Annotated in this window: 13 protein-coding genes; 9 read left to right on the forward strand and 4 right to left on the reverse strand. The window is 46.4% G+C overall.

Features of this window, described 5'->3' with window-relative positions:
- Positions 1-417: 417 nt before the first annotated feature.
- Positions 418-1,671 carry a DUF4912 domain-containing protein gene (locus ACT7WV_RS09890; RefSeq protein WP_445102743.1) on the forward strand — a complete coding sequence of 418 codons (1,254 nt, stop codon included), beginning with the start codon at positions 418-420 and terminating at the stop codon, positions 1,669-1,671.
- 398 nt (positions 1,672-2,069) lie between these two features.
- Positions 2,070-4,154: a ShlB/FhaC/HecB family hemolysin secretion/activation protein gene (locus tag ACT7WV_RS09895; RefSeq protein WP_445102744.1), complete on the forward strand. Its 2,085-nt coding sequence runs from the start codon at positions 2,070-2,072 to the stop codon at positions 4,152-4,154.
- Between the two features lie 106 nt (positions 4,155-4,260).
- Here ACT7WV_RS09895 and pdhA read toward each other — a convergent pair whose 3' ends face one another.
- Positions 4,261-5,292, reverse strand: a complete 1,032-nt coding sequence (gene pdhA, locus ACT7WV_RS09900; RefSeq protein ID WP_445102745.1) for a pyruvate dehydrogenase (acetyl-transferring) E1 component subunit alpha — start codon at positions 5,290-5,292, stop codon at positions 4,261-4,263.
- A gap of 329 nt (positions 5,293-5,621) precedes the next feature.
- On the opposite strand from pdhA, the gene ACT7WV_RS09905 reads away from it, so the two are divergent.
- Together ACT7WV_RS09905 and ACT7WV_RS09910 are read left to right on the forward strand one after the other, a co-directional pair.
- Positions 5,622-8,075 carry an IMS domain-containing protein gene (locus ACT7WV_RS09905; protein ID WP_445102746.1) on the forward strand — a complete coding sequence of 818 codons (2,454 nt, stop codon included), beginning with the start codon at positions 5,622-5,624 and terminating at the stop codon, positions 8,073-8,075.
- A gap of 164 nt (positions 8,076-8,239) precedes the next feature.
- Entirely contained in the window at positions 8,240-8,632 is a 393-nt protein-coding gene (locus ACT7WV_RS09910; RefSeq protein WP_445102747.1) for a DUF6335 family protein, read from the forward strand.
- A gap of 17 nt (positions 8,633-8,649) precedes the next feature.
- On the opposite strand, the gene ACT7WV_RS09915 is transcribed toward ACT7WV_RS09910, so the two are convergent.
- Positions 8,650-9,231 (reverse strand): HD domain-containing protein, encoded by a 582-nt coding sequence (locus tag ACT7WV_RS09915; protein ID WP_445102748.1) that lies wholly within the window; start codon positions 9,229-9,231, stop codon positions 8,650-8,652.
- A gap of 82 nt (positions 9,232-9,313) precedes the next feature.
- Between ACT7WV_RS09915 and ACT7WV_RS09920 the strand changes: the two genes are divergently transcribed.
- Complete coding sequence (locus tag ACT7WV_RS09920; protein ID WP_445102749.1) at positions 9,314-9,529, forward strand: hypothetical protein; 216 nt, start codon at positions 9,314-9,316, stop codon at positions 9,527-9,529.
- 105 nt (positions 9,530-9,634) lie between these two features.
- Positions 9,635-11,752 (forward strand): thioredoxin domain-containing protein, encoded by a 2,118-nt coding sequence (locus tag ACT7WV_RS09925; protein WP_445102750.1) that lies wholly within the window; start codon positions 9,635-9,637, stop codon positions 11,750-11,752.
- A gap of 44 nt (positions 11,753-11,796) precedes the next feature.
- On the opposite strand, the gene ACT7WV_RS09930 is transcribed toward ACT7WV_RS09925, so the two are convergent.
- Positions 11,797-13,503, reverse strand: coding sequence for a peptidoglycan D,D-transpeptidase FtsI family protein (locus tag ACT7WV_RS09930; RefSeq protein WP_463424240.1), 1,707 nt, complete (start codon positions 13,501-13,503; stop codon positions 11,797-11,799).
- A 319-nt stretch (positions 13,504-13,822) separates the two neighbouring features.
- Positions 13,823-14,236, reverse strand: coding sequence for a hypothetical protein (locus ACT7WV_RS09935; protein WP_445102752.1), 414 nt, complete (start codon positions 14,234-14,236; stop codon positions 13,823-13,825).
- 475 nt (positions 14,237-14,711) lie between these two features.
- Here ACT7WV_RS09935 and ACT7WV_RS09940 point away from each other — a divergent pair, with 475 nt between their 5' ends.
- The 3 genes from ACT7WV_RS09940 (at position 14,712) to glgB (ending at position 18,230) form a co-directional block, all read left to right on the forward strand.
- Entirely contained in the window at positions 14,712-14,873 is a 162-nt protein-coding gene (locus ACT7WV_RS09940) for a hypothetical protein (RefSeq protein ID WP_445102753.1), read from the forward strand.
- Between the two features lie 516 nt (positions 14,874-15,389).
- Positions 15,390-15,722, forward strand: a complete 333-nt coding sequence (locus ACT7WV_RS09945) for a hypothetical protein (protein WP_445102754.1) — start codon at positions 15,390-15,392, stop codon at positions 15,720-15,722.
- Positions 15,723-15,920: 198 nt separating this feature from the next.
- A complete protein-coding gene (gene glgB / locus ACT7WV_RS09950; RefSeq protein ID WP_445102755.1) occupies positions 15,921-18,230 on the forward strand; it encodes a 1,4-alpha-glucan branching enzyme in 2,310 nt (769 codons plus the stop codon).
- Positions 18,231-18,277: the final 47 nt, after the last annotated feature.

Below are 18,277 nucleotides of genomic sequence, written 5' to 3' on the forward strand. Positions count from 1 at the left end.
CATTATGATCCCCTTGATGCCTATGAATCCGTAAATTTGCTGTAAATCCAACTCATTAGCCTCTTGATCTTACCTGGGGGTTTTCTGTTAGATAGATTGCAGAGGGCGATCCCAAAGAAATACTGATTTTTAGTATTTACTGACTAATGGCGGCCAGCTCAACCCCATTTACCTGTAGGAAGGATCACTCACTAAATGGCTATAGCAAATTGGGAATCTTAATCAAAGCCAGTAGTCGCTGGGAGGGGGAATGAAGGTAGGAAAACCCGAAGAGGTTACCTCTGAATGTTGATCTCTCAAGCCCCTTTCAGAAAAAGTTGGAGAATTTCAGCGCTTGTATGTGCAGCCTGAGAGCCAAAAATCTTTGGTTCGCCAGGAGTGGCATATCTGTCGTTTTAAATACTGGAGAGCAAACTCATGGCAAAAGAACGCCCACCTTTAGAAGAGATGACATTACGGCAACTACGTAGAGTTGCTAGTGAATATGGAGTCTCTCGTTACAGCCGGATGCGTAAGTCGCAGCTACTGGCAGAAGTTCAAAAGATACAACGGACAAAAATTTCAGGCAGTCCATCTCGCACAGTGGAGGCACAATCAGAAGTGGAAGCAGCAAAGTTTGAATTAGGTCAAGAAGATCGCACTGGTGGCACCCTGGCATCTGTAGATGAGGGATTACCGGATTTACCGGATGGTTACGGCGAAAGCCGCATCGTCCTCATGCCTCGTGATCCACAATGGGCTTATACCTATTGGGATATTCCTAACGATCATAAAGAAGAGCTGCGGCGTCAAGGTGGACAACAGTTAGCTCTGCGCATTTATGATGTCACCGATATTAATCTTGAATACCAAAGCCCCCACAGCATTCAGGAATATCCTAGTGACGAGCTAGCACGGGAATGGTACTTGCCGATACCAGTGAGCGATCGCGATTATGCAGTTGATATCGGCTACCGTTGTGCTGATGGCCGCTGGCTCGTTCTGGCTCGTTCTGCGCCCGTGCGTGTTCCACCTGTATATCCTTCTGATTGGATCGAAGACAACTTCATCACAGTTGGTTGGGACGAAGAGCTACGTGGCAAAACCTTCTTGGAACTGGTGCCACCCAGCAAGAAAGCTGCTGCTGGTACTGGAATTACCGCCGATGCCAATGGCAACCCCATTTACGACGAAATCTTTGGCATGGCGAAATCTGCCGAAGCTCAGCGCGTTGCCGGTTCTTTGTTCGGCTCGATGCAACACGTTCCTGGCTCGATGGTTCCTCAGCAGGCAGTTAGCTCCTATGTATTCCCCTCTGGCGTAGGCATGTGGGCTGTACCAACAATGTCTGGCTTGACCATGTCTGGTGTGGGTATGTCTGGTGCGGGCTTTGGCGCTTCCATGCCTCCCATGCGTCCTCGCCAGTTTTGGTTAGTGGCCGATGCTGAGTTAATTGTCTATGGTGCCACTGAGCCGGATGCCACGGTAACCATTGGTGGACGTCCCATCAAGCTCAACCCCGATGGTACTTTCCGCTTCCAGATGTCCTTCCAAGATGGTTTGATTGACTATCCCATCATGGCAGTAGCAGTAGACGGTGAACAAACCCGCTCAATCCATATGAAGTTCAACCGCGAGACACCATCCCGCAATACCAACACCAAAGAAGAAGCCGTTCTCGAATGGCTCTAAAGGAAGTAGTAACAGGACTCCCCCAATTGAGGGAGTTCCAAAAACCTACTAAGAGCTAGAAGCTTGACGTGTAGACTCACTAAATACTAAATACTAAATACTAAATAATAGGTACACAGTACCTATCCAGCTTTTCCTCTGGCTAATGTCAGGGGTTTTTTTTTACCGGAACGATCAAACCAGAAACGATTGCTGAGAAGCTAACAGATAGAAAGTCTTTGCTCTGAAGAAGAACGAGGAGTGACTAATTGACGCTTATCACAGTCAAGGAGCAAAATTTAAGCTTCTGTAAGAATCAGGGGAGGCTTTTGGACAGATTAACTAGCTCACTTATTAGTTAGTGATCTTGCGAAAGTCGGAGAAACATCGACCCAAGGAGGAGGAGAATAAAATACCCAATGCGCTCAAAGATGAGATTGCTTTGGTGTGAGGTTTTAATCGAGGGTGCGCTGACAAGGCGTCTTCTTCCAAAACTCCCACCGTTGTGTGTAGGAATTGCTTGTAGCCTAATCACAGGTACGTTGCTCTTTCCAGGTAAAGATGCTGCTTCCTATGCCCTTTCTGGAGCTGCTCCAGACTCCATCAATACTAATCTGGCAAATTCCGCTTTTTTGCCAGGGTCAAGTAGTGAGATGCTTACATACCAATTGAGTAACTTGGAATTCTCTGAGGAAAGGCGATCCCTACCCAAGTACTTGATTCCTGGAGCCTTAAGCGGCAGTACGTTGGTAAATTCAGACAAGCAACAAGATACCTTGTCTGAAAAATTCTTGCTACCTGTCAATAACTACAAATTTCGCGAGACACCTCTACAAGCTCAGCAGCCACCTCCCGTTTTTCCAGAGAATTCCCAAACCAACCCCAACCAAGAGCGCTTTCCTCAACCAACTCCCACACTAGAACCATTACTACCAGAAGAACAAACGCCAATTCAACCGCCAACTGTACCAGAAACTCCCACTGCTCCCGCTTCTCCAACCATTCAAGTCCAGAAAATTGTAGTTACGGACAGCACTGCTTTTTCTGAGCAGCAATTGCAAGCAGTCGTGCAGCCTTTTGAAGGACGCTCCCTGACTCTCGAACAACTTAGGGGGGTGGCAGATGCTATTACTCAGCTATATCTAGAGAATGGCTACATTACCTCCAGAGCACTCCTTGTAGACCAGGTAATCCCTCCTCAAGGTGTAGTGGAAATCCGCGTTTTAGAGGGGAGTATTGAGGAGATCCAAATTGAAGGAACACGCCGAGTCAATCCTGGTTATGTTCGCCGCCGCGTGCAACTGGGTGCTGGGACACCTCTCAATACGGCTAATTTGGAAAACCAATTACGCTTGCTGCGAGCCGATCCTTTATTTGAAAATGTAGAAGCCAGTTTGCGCAGAGGAACTGGAGCTAACCAGAGCATTATTATTGTTCGCGTTACCGAAGCTAAACCCTTTCAAGCCGGCGTAAGTATTGATAATTACTCAGCACCAAGTATTGGTTCTGAGCGTTTGGGTACTAACTTGCGCTATCGTAACCTGACGGGCAACGGAGATGAAATTGCTGCCTCTTACTACCACACAACTAGGAGTGGTGCTGATATTTTTGAATTTAGCTATCGGTTGCCAGTCAATGCCATGAACGGCACTGTGCAATTAAGAAGCTCTCTCAATCGTAATCAAATTGTTGATGATGACCTGAGATTTCTGAATATTGAGGGAGATTCACAGTTATACGAGATTAGTTTCCGACAACCATTAGTGCGTAGTCCCCGTGAAGAATTTGCCCTATCTTTAGGCTTTAGTATCCAAGAAAGCCAGTCTCTAATTAGTGGTTTCGGCTTCCCTAGTCCTGGTGCAGACACTGATGGTGTTACCAACACCAGTGTTCTCAAGTTTGGTCAGGATTATCTACGGCGCGATGTCCAGGGAGCTTGGTCTTTACGATCGCTTTTTAGTCTCGGCACTGGCTGGTTTGGTGCCACAATTAATGCTGATCCCCAACCCGATGGACGTTTTCTCAGTTGGCTTGGTCAAGTGCAGCGGGTGCAGATTCTCGGTGATAACAATTTTCTGATTGTAGGAGCTGATATTCAGCTAACGCCCGATAGTTTATTGCCCTCTCAACAATTTGTCATTGGTGGTGGTCAATCTTTAAGGGGTTACCGACAGAACATCCGAGCGCGGGATAATGGTCTGCGATTTTCCTTAGAAGACCGCATCACTCTAGAGCGAAACGAAGCCGGTGCTGCCACTTTTGAGCTTGCTCCTTTCTTTGACTTGGGCTATGTCTGGAATAACCCCGATAATCCTATTAACGAGGATTTGCAATCCACTCAGTCCCAGGAGTTTTTAGCGGGTATCGGTATAGGCTTAATCTGGCAAGCAACACCCCAATTAAACCTACGCCTTGACTATGCCCTGCCCCTAGTTGACCTTGAGGATCGGGGTACTAATGCCCAAGATGAGGGCTTCTATTTTAGTGTTCGCTATCAACTCTAGTAGCTAATAACTCAAGAGGGCAAGGTTTCCTATCCTTGACCCTTGAGCTTGCTTAATATGCTTACAGTAATCTTAGAGTTACTCTATCTAGCTAGTTACAAGGTAACTAATCCTCAGCAAAAATGTAGCGGTACAGTTCACTCGGATCGGGTTCCGGACTCTCCTCTGCAAACTGAACAGCCTCATTGATCATTTCCTGGATTTGATGATCAATGGCTTTAAGCTCCTCTGGGGAAGCCAGATTTTGCTCAGTGAGGTGAGTTGCTAGCCTCTTGATGGGGTCACGAGGGAACCAGAATTCCTTTTCCTCTTTAGAGCGGAGTTCGTCTGGATCAGCTAGAGAGTGACCTCGGAAGCGGTAGGTAAGGGCCTCAATTAAAGTTGGGCCTTCTCCTGCACGAGCACGAGCGATTGCTTCGGTGGCAGCGGCATGGACTGCCAGGGCATCCATTCCGTCTACTTCAACCCCAGGCATACCAAAAACACTGGCTTTTTTATAAATCTCTGGCTGGGAGGTTGCCCTTTCATGAGCCATGCCAATTGCCCACTTGTTGTTTTCTACCACATAGAGAATTGGTAGTTTCCAGAGGGCTGCCATATTCAGGCATTCAAAAAATTGACCGTTATTACAGGCTCCGTCTCCGAAAAAGCAAGCTACTACTTGATCTGCATTGCTGTTTCCTAGGGCCTCTCGGCGGTACTTAATTTGAAAAGCTGTACCTGTGGCAACAGGAATTCCTTCAGCGACAAAGGCATAACCCCCAAGCAACCGATGCTGCGCGGAGAACATGTGCATTGAACCACCGCGCCCTTTACTACAGCCAGTAGCTTTGCCAAACAACTCTGCCATTACCTCCCGCGCACTCACCCCAGCACTCAAGGCGTGGACGTGGTCGCGATAGGTGCTGCAAACGTAGTCTTCACCGGGGCGCATTGCCTTAATGACACCACTGGAAACAGCTTCTTGACCGTTATAGAGGTGGACAAAACCAAACATTTTGCCCCGGTAGTACATCTCGGCACACTTGTCTTCAAACAAGCGACCCAGTACCATATCCTCATAGAGGAGTAATCCTTCATCTTTAGTGATTTTGCTTTGCTCAACCGGAAACTGGGGTAAAGTTCTTTCCTGAACCATTGGTTTGTAGTATTCTTGCTTTAACAATATACTGGCATTTATAACCACACTTATTCAGCTTTTTTTACACAGCCGCAGTAAAGCTGAGCATGGCTAGCTTGAGCTAAGTTAGCATAGTTGGTTTAAGATCTATAATGAATGTCACATTAAAAGGTATAATCTGCCAACGCCGCTAGAAGTGTAAGCCGAGGAAAGCAACTAGAGCGAGGTGGCTGGGCTTGGGACTCTAGCAAAAGAGGGTGAAAGTTCAGTAAACCACAGCACGCTTGTTGAAAAGGCTCTTGGTGAATGTATGTTAGTTCAGTTGCTCTGCGCTGGGGAAATGAACCGTGCGAATCCCGCTCGATTACTACAGAATTTTAGGACTGCCGATTCAGGCTACTGCTCAACAGATTAGCCAAGCCTATCGTGATCGCGCCCTGCAACTACCACGCCGAGAGTATTCAGAAGCGGCGATCAACTCTCGTAAACAGCTTTTTGACGAAGCCTATACAGTTCTGAGTGAACCCGAAAAGCGCCAAAACTACGATGCCAGCTTTCTTGCCAGAACTTATGAACAGCACTCAGAACAAAAAGCAGCATCTCATGCTCCAGAGTTGAGCGAAGCAACAGATGCGATCGCAGATCCTCATACTCCCAGTATTGATATTAAAGATGAGCAATTTATTGGATCATTGCTGATCTTACAAGAACTTGGGGAATACGAACTGGTACTAAAACTGGGGCGACCCTTACTAACTGGTAGTAACAGCACTAGTCTGGAAAAGGGTAGCTTGGGAGACCCTCATCTGGTGCGAGCCGACATTGTCTTAACCGTAGCCCTTGCTTGCCTAGAACTCGGTCGAGAACAATGGCAGCAAGGTCAGTATGAAAAAGCCGCCTCTTCTCTGGAAGCGGGTCAAGAATCTCTTTTACAGGAGGGTTTATTTCCTGCCGTCAGGGGAGAAATTCAGTCAGATATATACAAGCTGCGTCCTTACCGCATCCTCGAGTTGTTAGCTCTACCTGAAGAAAATATTGCCCAAAGGCGCAATGGTCTGCGGTTACTACAGGAAATGCTCCAAGAACGAGGGGGTATTGATGGTACTGGTAATGACCAATCAGGATTGAGTATTGATGATTTTCTCCGTTTTATCCAACAGTTGCGCAGTTATCTGAGTGCAGCTCAGCAACAAACTCTGTTTGAAGCAGAAGCGCGACGCCCTTCCGCTGTTGCTACTTATCTAGCAGTTTATGCTCTTCTGGCACGGGGGTTTGCTCAAAGACAACCTGCCCTAATAGCTCGCGCTAAGCAGATGCTGCTGCGCTTAGGCAGACGTCAAGATGTACACCTTGAACAAGCAGTATGTGCCCTGCTTTTGGGTCAAACAGAAGAAGCCAGTCGAGCCTTGGAACTGAGCCAAGAGTACGAACCTCTGGCATTCATTCGTGAACATTCTCAGGGTTCCCCAGACTTATTGCCGGGATTGTGCCTCTATGGTGAGCGTTGGCTACAAGCTTCGGTGTTCCCCCACTTCCGCGACCTATCTGACCAGAAAGCTTCTTTGAAAGAATACTTTGCTGACGAGCAAGTACAGGCATATTTAGAAAAGCTGCCAGAGTCATCAGAGGAAAGCAACAATGAATGGGATGTTTTATCCTCCAAAAAGACAGCTTACTCTAGCGCACCACACTCAAGAGCCACCAACGGCACAAGCAATATCAGCAGTCAATGGTCAAAGGCTAGTAGGAAAGAAAAGTCCACCGCTAGTAATGGACAATCGGCAACAGATAAACAAAAAGTAGGCTGGCCGAGGTGGGAAGCAAAACCAAAGTCTGCTGCCACTGAAGGTAGTAGTCAGCTCGATTCTGCTCACGATCCTTTCTCTGGCATTTCAACTCTGCCCATAGGGCAACAGACTTCCCACTCAAACCAAGCAGGCGAATCAGCAGTTGCAGGTACGCCTAGTGATACTTCTTTAAGGTCAAGGTCACACAACCAAGAACATCAACTGACGAAAGACTCAGTTCTAGAGGGAGTTAGTCTAGGCTCATCTCAACAAGCTATTCCTGGTATTAATTCCCCAAGTTCGTCATCAACAAGTCGCTTGTCCAGACCAGATTCCCCATCTAAAGCCTCGTCTGATGCCGGAGAACCACCTCTGAGTTTGCCGCCTGGTAGGGTTAAACGCAGACCAGAGAAAGCCAAGCAAGCCAAAAAAGCCAGAAAGCTGTTTTTACTGGCAATTGTCGGTCTGGCAGGATTAGCAATCCTGTGGCTTCTGCTGATTTGGCTACAGAGAACACTAAAAAGTTTCTCAGCTCCAGGTCTAGAGCCAGAGCAGCCACTAGTACAGCTAGCGCAGCCACCGATAGAGATTCCTCAACCTGGCAGTCGGATTACAGCTCCCGATGGCCCTTTAACGGAGGACACAGCTAGGCAAGTGATCCAAACTTGGTTGGATACTAAAAAGCTCGCTTTTGGATCAGAGCATCAAATTGATGCCTTAGGGCAAATCTTAGCGAATCCAGCTTTATCTGTCTGGCAGCAACGCGCTCAAGCCGATAGACAAAATAGCTCTTACCGACAGTATGAACATACTCTGACTGTGACCTCGGTGGAGACAAACAACACTAACTCAGATCTCGCTACTGTAGAAGCAGCAGTCAGTGAAAATGCTAAAGTCTATCAAGACGGTCGGCTCGATCAATCAACTTCCTACAATGAAAATTTGGGAGTTAGGTATGAGTTAATTCGCCAGCAGGGTCAGTGGTTCATTAGAGACATGGCGGTTGTCAGATAACTAATTATTGTTGGCTCATGTCTTAGCTAATCTGGTAACTTTCATGCTTCAATCTCACTCAGAAGAGATAGATATTTTTCAATCCAAAGTGATAAATCCTCTAACTACTAAAGCGTTACGCTTTGGGTGGGCATACGCAGTAATTCAAGAGGTAAACCACTGATATGGAACAACAGAGATTCAACAACGAACAATCCCTCAATAGGGAACAGCAAGATCAAGAAATTGCTGTTCCCTATCATGGACTAACAGACCGCAATACCGGCGAAGGTAGCATGATCGAAGCCTCAGCAGAGCGTAGGGCAAGTGGTGCAGCAACCACAGGAGGCGATCTTGATGCTAATCAGTACCAGGCGAAAGTCGTTGGTGAAGAAGCCGTCGGAGGCACAACTCCCACACCTGAGCAAAATGTGACACAGGAATTAGAAAAAGCCGTTGGTGTTGAGGGAGTAGAACAAGAACCAGTTCAAGTTAAAGACACCCTAGACAGGCGCGATGATCAGCGTTGGGAGTTAGACCCCAAGTCCGCGGAAGATTATCCCCAGCGCCGAGATTAATTGCTAGTTTCTCCTTACTAGTCGTTTCCGGTAATTTGTACTAAACGCTCAAGTTCCTTCACTACCCGCTCTAACTCATCAGTTAGGGGTGTAGGACTAGTGCTTTGGAAGACTTCTACTAAAGTCCGATAATACCAAAGCGTTCCTTGTTTCCCCCCATGAAAGCGCTCCCAGACGGCATCTTGGCTGAGGCGATAGTCACTAAGAATTGACCGGGCGTTGTAAAGTTTATCGGATGCCGAGACTAAACGCACCGAGGTTGATGCCCGGGGAAGGTGAGCAAGATAAGCCTCTTTCCGCTGACGCCAAGGAGGTTTGGGTGTAGTGTCGGAATCGGTGCAGCCATCGACAATCTCGGTTACCGTATCTCCAAAACGGCGGCGAATTTCTTCCCGTGTTGCAGCACCACCTTGATCTTCGATCGCATCATGGAGTAGAGCGGCGATCGCCTCATTCTCATTGGCACCGTGTTCTAGAGCGATACTAGCAACACCTAACAGATGAGCAATGTAGGGAATTCCACTGCCTTTGCGTGTTTGGTTAGCATGTAACTCACTAGCAAAGGTCAAAGCTTCGATAAAGCGTTCTGAGAGCTTCATAATAGCGAAATAATGACGTAGAGCTGAAAAAGCTAACGCGACCTTAACAGACCAAACCTCTAGAATAACAGCCTCTAAAGATATGTCTTCTCTGGAAAAACGTTTGGCAGCCTTCAGTAAATTACCCCTGCGGGCACAACTAGCAATGATTGCCTCTACTCGTAGCAATCCAACTTTGGCTCAGAATCAGGAATACCTGGAGGGTTTGGAACGCGTTCATGCAGAATGTTTACAAGCATCAACACCTGAGCAAAAAGCAGTTTACGAGAAAGCTCAAGAAAAATTGTTAAATGGTTAAATTGTTAAATGGTTAATGGAAAATTGAGGCAATAAGCCAGATTCTGGTGTTGAAAGCTCAATTTTCGATTTTCCATCAAGCCGCATTTATACCACTCCCCTTGCCATGACTAATCGCCTTGCCCAATCCCAAAGCCTTTATCTGCGCAAACACGCTGAAAATCCTATCGATTGGTGGTTATGGTCTGATCAAGCCCTGGAAAAAGCAAAGGCAGAAAATAAGCCGATTTTTCTGTCAATTGGTTACTCTAGCTGCCATTGGTGCACAGTTATGGAAGGAGAAGCCTTTTCTAATCTAGCGATCGCTGAGTACATGAATGCTAATTTTCTGCCGATTAAGGTAGACCGGGAAGAGCGACCGGACGTTGATAGTATTTATATGCAGGCATTGCAGATGATGACTGGTCAAGGAGGTTGGCCTTTGAATATCTTCTTGACTCCCGAAGACAGAGTGCCGTTTTATGGTGGCACCTACTTTCCCGTAGAACCACGCTACGGACGTCCAGGATTTTTGGAGGTACTGCGAGCCATCCGTCGCTTCTACGACGTTGAAAAGGGCAAGCTAACGACCTTTAAACAAGAGATCATGGAACACCTCCAGCAGGCAGTGGTGTTCTCCGGGAGCAGTCAGTTGGGTACAGATTTACTGCAAATTGGTTTAAAAACTAATACTAGTATAGTAAGCGCTGTAGCTCCCGGTCCCAATTTTCCGATGATGCCCTACGCTGAACTGGTACTACGAGGTACTCGTTTTGAGTTTGCCTCAGAAGATGACGCTTACCAGGCCTGTACTCAACGGGGACTAAATTTGGCAAAGGGAGGTATTTACGACCATGTTGCAGGTGGTTTTCATCGCTACACTGTTGATGCCACTTGGACAGTGCCTCACTTTGAAAAGATGCTCTACGACAATGGGCAAATTATTGAGTATCTGGCAAATCTTTGGAGTGCGGGTATTCAGGAAGCTGCTTTTGCTAGAGCGATCGCTGGTACTGTCCAATGGCTGAAGCGGGAAATGACTTCCTCTGAGGGTTTCTTCTATGCAGCCCAAGATGCCGACAATTTTACTGAATCAACCGCCGTAGAGCCAGAAGAAGGAGCATTCTATGTTTGGAGCTATGGCGAACTGGAACAAATACTAACACCTTCAGATTTAACAGCACTTAAGGAGGAATTTACTGTTACAGACGAGGGCAATTTTGAAGGTTACAACGTATTGCAGCGCCGCAATTCCAAGCAATTAAGTGAAAGCTTAGAAGCGGCTTTAGCTAAACTTTTTGAGGTTCGTTATGGTTCAAAGTTGGAACTAATCGCAACTTTTTCACCAGCGCGAAACAATCAGGAGGCAAAAAATCGCAATTGGCCCGGTCGGATTCCGCCTGTAACAGATACGAAAATGATTGTTGCCTGGAATAGCTTAATGATTTCAGGTCTGGCAAGAGCTTACAGTGTCTTTGCTGAGCCAGAGTACTTAGAACTAGCCGCCAATGCCGCTAATTTTATTCTAGAAAATCAGTGGATAAACCAACGCTTGCACCGCTTATATTACCTTGATGCTGGGGAACAGGACAAAGTTCTTGGTCAAGCATCGGTGCTGGCGCAGTCTGAAGATTATGCCTTGTTTGTCAAAGCTTTGCTGGATTTAGATCAGGCTTCTTGGGGAGTGGAAAATAATCAGGGTAAATTTGCCTCCTCACCCTTTCCCAACTACTGGCTAGAAAAGGCAATCAAAGTACAGCAAGAGTTCGATGAGTTGCTCTGGAGCCTGGAACTAGGAGGCTATTACAATGCAACTACAGATAACAACAATGGTAAATTGTTAGTGCGGGAGCGTAGCTATACAGACAATGCCACACCATCTGCCAATGGAGTTGCGATCGCTAACCTCGTTCGTCTTGCTTTATTAACCGAAGACTTGCAATACCTCGACCGGGCGGAGCAATCTCTGCAAGCTTTCAGTAGTGTTATGAACCAGTCTCCCCAAATGTGTCCCAGCTTATTTACTGCCCTAGATTGGTATCAAAACTGCACTCTGATTCGCTCTAGTGGCAATCAATTACCCTCGCTAGTTAGCCAGTATTTGCCTGCTAGTGTTTCTAAATTAGATACTAATCTGCCTAAAGATACAGTGGGTTTGGTCTGTCAGGCACTCCGCTGCCTTAAACCTGCCCATACCTTAGAACAGTTAATGGAACAGGTGCAGCGTAGTCAAGTGAGAGCCTAGTACTCTTTTCGCTCCGTGTTCAACTCTCCCTCCAGGGAGTCTGCTCACGGATTAATATAATTAAACGACGCTTGAGGAGGTTGAAGAGCCTCTTCTGACCGACTGGGCGGGAGTCGCTCAAGCGAAATTAAAGCTTCAATTACGGACTTAACTAGAGGGGCGGCTACGGTGGAACCAAAAGCTTCCCCCTTTGGCTCATCAACCACAGCTAATACTACGTAACGGGGAGACTCTACCGGAAAAATGCTAATGAAGCTGGTTATTTTAGCATTTTCATAATAGCCACCTGCCGGACTAGCTTTTTGAGCAGTACCTGTTTTACCAGCAATCCGATAACCGGGGATTTGTGCGTTTTTCCCAGAACCATCGCTGACAACACTTTCCATCATTTTGAGTACTGTTTGGGTCGTACTCGGCGAGAATATCGGTCGCGGTTCGCTCTGGCGTGGCTGCCAGTAGAGTTGATCATTGGCATCAAATAGTCCCTGAATAGTATGGGGAGTAACCAGCTTACCTCCATTACCCAAAGCAGCGAACATTTGAACTAGTTGGAAAGGTGTTAAAGAAAAGCCTTGGCCAAAAGAGGTAGTTGCTGCTTCTACCGGTGAAGCAGTGAACTGTCGTTGGCTTTTGAGCTGTCCTGCTGCTACGAAAGGCAAGTCAGTCTCAATCTTTTGCCCCAAGCCAATCCTTTCTAGCCAGCCGTAGTAAACCTTGGGATCCATTTGTTGAATGATCCGAACCATGCCGACATTACTTGAATTTTGCAGAATCTGGGTAACACTTAAAAGACCCGGTGCACCTTCGTCTTCAAAGTCGTAGTTGGCAATTGGCCATTTACCGATTTGGATTGTACCTGTATCGTTGAACTGGCTGTTGGGATCAATAGCACCACTTTCTAAAGCAATCGCCACGTTGAGCGGCTTGAAAGTCGAACCCGGTTCGTATAAGTCTGCTATTGCCCAGTTTTTGAAGAGACCCACATCAGATTTGTAGTACTCGTTGGGGTTGTAGGTTGGTTCGGAAACCATTGCCAAGAGGGAGCCATCGACTACATTCATCACAATGACGGTGCCACGGAGAGCATCGAACTCATCAATTGTTTGCTTGAGAGCGAAACGGGCCGCCCGTTGCAGGCGGCTATCGAGGGTCAGCTTTAACCGCAAATCGTCAAAGTGTAAAAATCCCTCGGGAATATGGCCAGGCATGAGTTCCCCATTCCCGGCCCGACTGAGCCGGATTGTGCGCACAGCTTGTTCTAGCAAGTTTTCTTGAGAGTATTCCAGTCCTGCCTGGCCACGATGATCCACATCCACATAACCCACGACGCCTGAGGCTAAATCTTGCTGGGGATAAAAGCGAGAGTAATATTGAATCAGTTCCAGGCCATCCATTTGCAAGTTGGCAACTTGGTCAGCGGCGTCTTCTCTCAAAGCTTGGCTAACTGTAATGCCTGTAGTTTTTTCATTGAATAACTTCTCTAATTCGTTGGAACTTTTCTTAAGAATAGGAGCCAGCAAAAAAGCTACATCCTGCTTAGATCTCTTAAACAGTTTTGGATGAGCATAAAGCTTATAAACGGGCTGGTCAACGGCCAAAATATTGCCATTACGGTCAATAATTGAACGCCGAGGCACAAAGGGACGCAAGTATCCCATTTGCTGTTTTCGTGCTTTTGCTTCCAATTTAGGGGACTGGACAACTTGCAGTTGATGCAAGTTCAACATTAGTCCTAGGCTGCCTGCGATCATTACTCCCCAAACTAGCAGCAGTCTTAACTGATTGGCAGAGTTTGTTCCGCTTAGAGGTGAAGGTTTCGGCGTGCGAACTGAGTTCTCCTTACGAGAAGACAAGGTAGTTGTACCGAAATCTCTTTTATTGAAAGATTTTTGTCTACGCAATTGCTTCGCTTCCTAACTAAGGCTCACAATCAACGTGTAACACTTAACCTTTAATCCTTTTCAAATTACTTTTGCAATACATGTTGCTTGGGGATATCTTTGACCAAGAGACCGCTTAAGCTCTGGCGAGTAAGCGGTATTTTAGCCGGTGTAACGATCATGATTTTTACTAGTATCCCAGGGGGATTTTCGCTGCTGAGGTTACCTCAGAATTTGATTGAGGAACACTGTGAGAGGGACGCTCTTTTGCTGGTTGCAGAAAAATTGTGTTGTCTGGTGTCGGATTAACTAAACCTGTCGCTGGGCTTTCGGCTTGTTGAGCTAGCTGGTTTTTCAGTACTTCGTTAGCAGTAGTCATATGTCGCTCATGGCGCTGCAAAGTTTGCAGTTTACTATACTCTCGTGTCCACTGCTGCTGGGTGTAAACTGTCCAAGAATAAACAGTAAGAGTAGTTCCTACTAGGACTAACGAGGCTAATTCTGAGCTACGCTGCAAAAATATTAGCGATCGCAGCCACAGAGGTGTAGGCTGTTGCGAGCGATTAATCTGAGCTACTGTTTTCCGAGTACTCAGGGGCGGCATACTAGTTATATTTGACGGGAGCTTTGCATCCCTAAATTTTCCTTTCGAGCTAGTATTTTGTCTTCTGGAGTGGCGTTTTGGAGGTATGGCCGACCGAGGAGCAGCATTCATAAGCTTTGGGCAGATTAGATTATAGTATTTACCAATTAGCCGATAGCTATTAGCTATTAGCTAACAATTTAGATAATCTCGCCTTATCGTAGCATCAGCCGTTAGTTGCGGCAGCTACTGAATTAAGACTCTGATATTGGGTAATATGGACTGTTGAACCCTTTTTAAAACGAGAGAAGTTAAAGTGTACTCTCTGATTCACCTCAACCCTTAACTAGTCCAAGGCTATTTTTTATTTTCAGGAGTGTTAAGGGTAAACCTCAAAAAGACCTAACTTTCTAGAGGAATATGCTAAAACTGTATAATTGCACCGGGCTGAGTAACATTATCTTTGTAAATTAGCCCTTTAGAAAATGAGGAGTGTATGAATAAAAATTTAATTGGGCTGGCTCTCTTTCTTACCTTAGCCGTTACCCTGGGAGCCTGCAACGAAGCTGGAACTGATCCTGCCACTGAGAGTACTGAAGGAGAATCTCCTGCTCCCACTGTCTCTCCGGCGGATGCCCCTTCTCCATCTCCTTCGTAGCCTTTGAAGCTATAGCTAGCTAGCGAAAACCTTGATGCAACTAAGCATGCTTATTTTTGTCAGGCTTTTGTGCAAAATTTGGCGCTAAGTGGGCTGGCTACTATGGAAGAAAGCCCCTGTAGCAATAAGCTCAACAAATGCCGTGCCACGAGGCAGGTAATAAAAATAACCAAGGCGAATCACCCTAAGGTAGTAAACCAAGGGGGCAAGTCGCCTTTTGTAATTTTCCCCCCGTTGAATAATGATCCCCAAGAAAATATAGCTTAATTGCAGATAGTCTAGATGGGCTGAATGCTGCTAACCGTTTAAACAGGGGTCTAGAGGTGTTACGATGCCGATGGCAAGCAAGTGCAGACTTGGTGGGTGTCACCTAGTACTAAAAGCCGTCAATCCCTCCCCTGGCATTGATTATCCCCTATTGGTGGGAGTATTCTTGGCTATTTGAGGGCATTGTGCAGATTCATTTTGTCTGTATTGAACCCCTGTCAGCTAGATTGATTAGTATTTAAGGATCGGATGTTGGGAGTAACTCCCCTGATTGAAAGGGCTTCTCAAGTAATAAAACCAGGTAAATTCCTGAGTCTTTTGGTGGTACTAAGCTTAGGAACAGTCCAACCTGCCCGAAGTTTACCACCACCGGAAGATTTGCCAGAGGAAGTACTAAGAATGCAAATTATCACTGAGGCGCGATCCCCGATTGATGGCAAGCCATTGACAGCAGCTGAGTATGCCCAATTGCAGGCCAAGTTACAGGAACGCTCAACCGCTCCGGGAATTCATCCAGCCATTAAGAATTCTATTTTTCAATTGCGTCTGTTGCAGATACTAGATAGGATCAACCCTTTTTAGTCTAGCGGTTAGGCAGTAGAGGCAGCAAACGGCAGATGATATAAATATCTAGGGATCTTACCTCTCTGAGCCTTCTCTAGCAGAGAATTTCCTAAAATGCGTAGAAAAAACCAAAAATATATATAAATATTAATCTTATGAAGATAGAAGTTAAAGTAACGGAGCTGAAGCTCCTCATTTACTGAGGTAACTAGCCTGATGTCCCTGATGATTGCCCCTGAACAAATTGACCGGATTGTCTGGAACCAACACCACGACCCGTTTGAAGTCCTTGGTCCCCATAAATTTGAGCAGAATGGTAAAACTAGCTGGGTAGTGCGGGCTTATCTACCGAGTGCGGAGGCCGCGTGGGTAGTTTGTCCAGAAGAACGGGCGGAATACCAAATGCATGCGGTGCACCACCCACACTTTTTTGAAGCCCAAATTGAGATTCCCGAACTGGCAAATTACCAACTGCGCATTAAGGAAGGAGATCATGAACGAGTTAGTTATGATCCTTATGCTTTCCGTAACCCTCTTTTAACAGATTTTGATTTACATTTATTTGCTGAAGGCAATCATCACCGCATCTACGAGAAACTCGGAGCACACCCCACCAAGATAGACGGTGTCAAGGGAGTCTACTTTGCCGTCTGGGCACCCAACGCCCGTAACGTTTCGATTTTGGGGGATTTTAACCACTGGGACGGACGCAAACACCAGATGCGCAAAGGTCACACAGGCGTTTGGGATCTGTTTATTCCTGAAGTAGGTGTTGGGGAACACTATAAATACGAGATCAAAAATTACGATGGGCATATTTACGAAAAATCTGACCCATTCGGTTTCCAGCAAGAAGTCCGACCGAAAACCGCCTCCATAGTTACTAACCTGGATGCTTACCAGTGGAGTGATGCTGAGTGGATGGAGCATCGGCGTAATACTGAGCCGCTAACTCAGCCGATTTCTGTCTATGAAGTTCACCTCGGTTCCTGGCTGCACGCCTCTACAGCAACGCCAGCAGTAGACGAGAATGGTAATCCACAAGCCGTAGTGCAAGTTTCAGAACTGAAACCAGGTGCGCGCTTTCTTACCTATCGGGAACTAGCAGAGAAGCTGATTCCTTATGTCAAAGAACTAGGATTCACCCATATCGAACTTTTGCCTGTGGCGGAGCATCCCTTTGATGGCTCTTGGGGATACCAGGTTACAGGTTACTACACCTGTACCTCCCGCCATGGTACACCCGAAGACTTCATGTATTTCGTTGACCAGTGCCACAAAAACGGCATTGGTGTGATTGTAGACTGGGTGCCTGGTCATTTTCCCAAAGATGGTCATGGGTTAGCCTTCTTTGACGGTACTCACCTTTATGAACATGCTGATCCCCGAAAGGGTGAGCATAAAGAGTGGGGTACTCTGGTATTCAATTACAACCGTAACGAAGTCCGTAATTTTCTAGTCGCAAATGCCCTGTTCTGGTTTGATAAGTACCATATTGATGGTATGCGGGTAGATGCGGTTGCTTCAATGATCTACCTTGACTATTGCCGTGAGCCAGGGGAATGGTTAACTAACCAGTATGGTGGCAGAGAAAACATTGAAGCGGCTGATTTCCTGCGGCAGACAAATCATCTGATTTTTAACTACTTCCCTGGTATTCTGGCGATCGCAGAAGAGTCAACAGCCTGGCCTATGGTGTCCTGGCCTACTTATGTGGGAGGACTGGGCTTTAATTTAAAGTGGAATATGGGCTGGATGCATGACATGCTGGACTACTATGCCATGGATCCTTGGTTCCGCCAGTTCCACCAAAATAATATAACTTTCAGTATGTGGTATAACCACTCGGAAAACTACATGCTGGCTCTGTCTCACGATGAGATTGTCCACGGTAAAAGCAATATGTTGGGCAAGATGCCAGGGGATAGCTGGCAGAAATTTGCCAATATTCGCTGTCTGTATAGCTTCATGTTCACGCACCCTGGTAAGAAGACTCTCTTTATGAGCATGGAGTATGGCCAGTGGAATGAGTGGAATGTTTGGGCTGATTTAGATTGGCATTTATTGCAACATGAACCCCATCAAAAGCTGAAGCAATTTGTTAGCGATTTGAATCGGCTTTATCGACAAGAAGCTGCTCTTTTCACCCAAGACTTTGAGGAGGAAGGGTTTGAGTGGATTGATTGTAGTGACAACCGTCATAGTGTGGTTTCTTTTATCCGTCGTGCTAAGGATTCCGACGAGTTTGTTGTTACTGTTTGCAATTTCACACCTCAGCCCCATAGTCACTATCGTGTAGGAGTGCCAGCACCAGGGTTTTACACGGAAATTTTCAACAGCGATGCCCGTGAGTACGGGGGTAGCAACATGGGAAATTTGGGAGGCAAGTGGACGGATGAATGGTGGTTCCACAGCAAGCCTTATTCCTTGGATTTGTGCCTGCCTCCTTTAGGTGTATTGATTCTTAAGTTGAATAAAGAGAAAACAGCAAAGGCAATAGAAGAGTTGAACCAGAAAAATAGTTAGTAAATGTGTAGTGCGGGCATCTTGCCCGCTTGCCGTAATTTCAGGGA

The sequence above is a fragment of the Symploca atlantica LB2515 genome (genome assembly GCF_052546295.1).

Bases quoted from the DNA above. Each gene is read 5' to 3' on its own strand.
- ACT7WV_RS09890 (WP_445102743.1), top strand. From the start codon at position 418: ATGGCAAAAGAACGCCCACCTTTAGAAGAGATGACATTACGGCAACTA.
- ACT7WV_RS09895 (WP_445102744.1), top strand. From the start codon at position 2,070: ATGCGCTCAAAGATGAGATTGCTTTGGTGTGAGGTTTTAATCGAGGGT.
- pdhA (WP_445102745.1), bottom strand. From the start codon at position 5,292: ATGGTTCAGGAAAGAACTTTACCCCAGTTTCCGGTTGAGCAAAGCAAA.
- ACT7WV_RS09910 (WP_445102747.1), top strand. From the start codon at position 8,240: ATGGAACAACAGAGATTCAACAACGAACAATCCCTCAATAGGGAACAG.
- ACT7WV_RS09915 (WP_445102748.1), bottom strand. From the start codon at position 9,231: ATGAAGCTCTCAGAACGCTTTATCGAAGCTTTGACCTTTGCTAGTGAG.
- ACT7WV_RS09920 (WP_445102749.1), top strand. From the start codon at position 9,314: ATGTCTTCTCTGGAAAAACGTTTGGCAGCCTTCAGTAAATTACCCCTG.
- ACT7WV_RS09925 (WP_445102750.1), top strand. From the start codon at position 9,635: ATGACTAATCGCCTTGCCCAATCCCAAAGCCTTTATCTGCGCAAACAC.
- ACT7WV_RS09930 (WP_463424240.1), bottom strand. From the start codon at position 13,503: ATGATCGCAGGCAGCCTAGGACTAATGTTGAACTTGCATCAACTGCAA.
- ACT7WV_RS09935 (WP_445102752.1), bottom strand. From the start codon at position 14,236: ATGCCGCCCCTGAGTACTCGGAAAACAGTAGCTCAGATTAATCGCTCG.
- ACT7WV_RS09940 (WP_445102753.1), top strand. From the start codon at position 14,712: ATGAATAAAAATTTAATTGGGCTGGCTCTCTTTCTTACCTTAGCCGTT.
- ACT7WV_RS09945 (WP_445102754.1), top strand. From the start codon at position 15,390: ATGTTGGGAGTAACTCCCCTGATTGAAAGGGCTTCTCAAGTAATAAAA.
- glgB (WP_445102755.1), top strand. From the start codon at position 15,921: ATGTCCCTGATGATTGCCCCTGAACAAATTGACCGGATTGTCTGGAAC.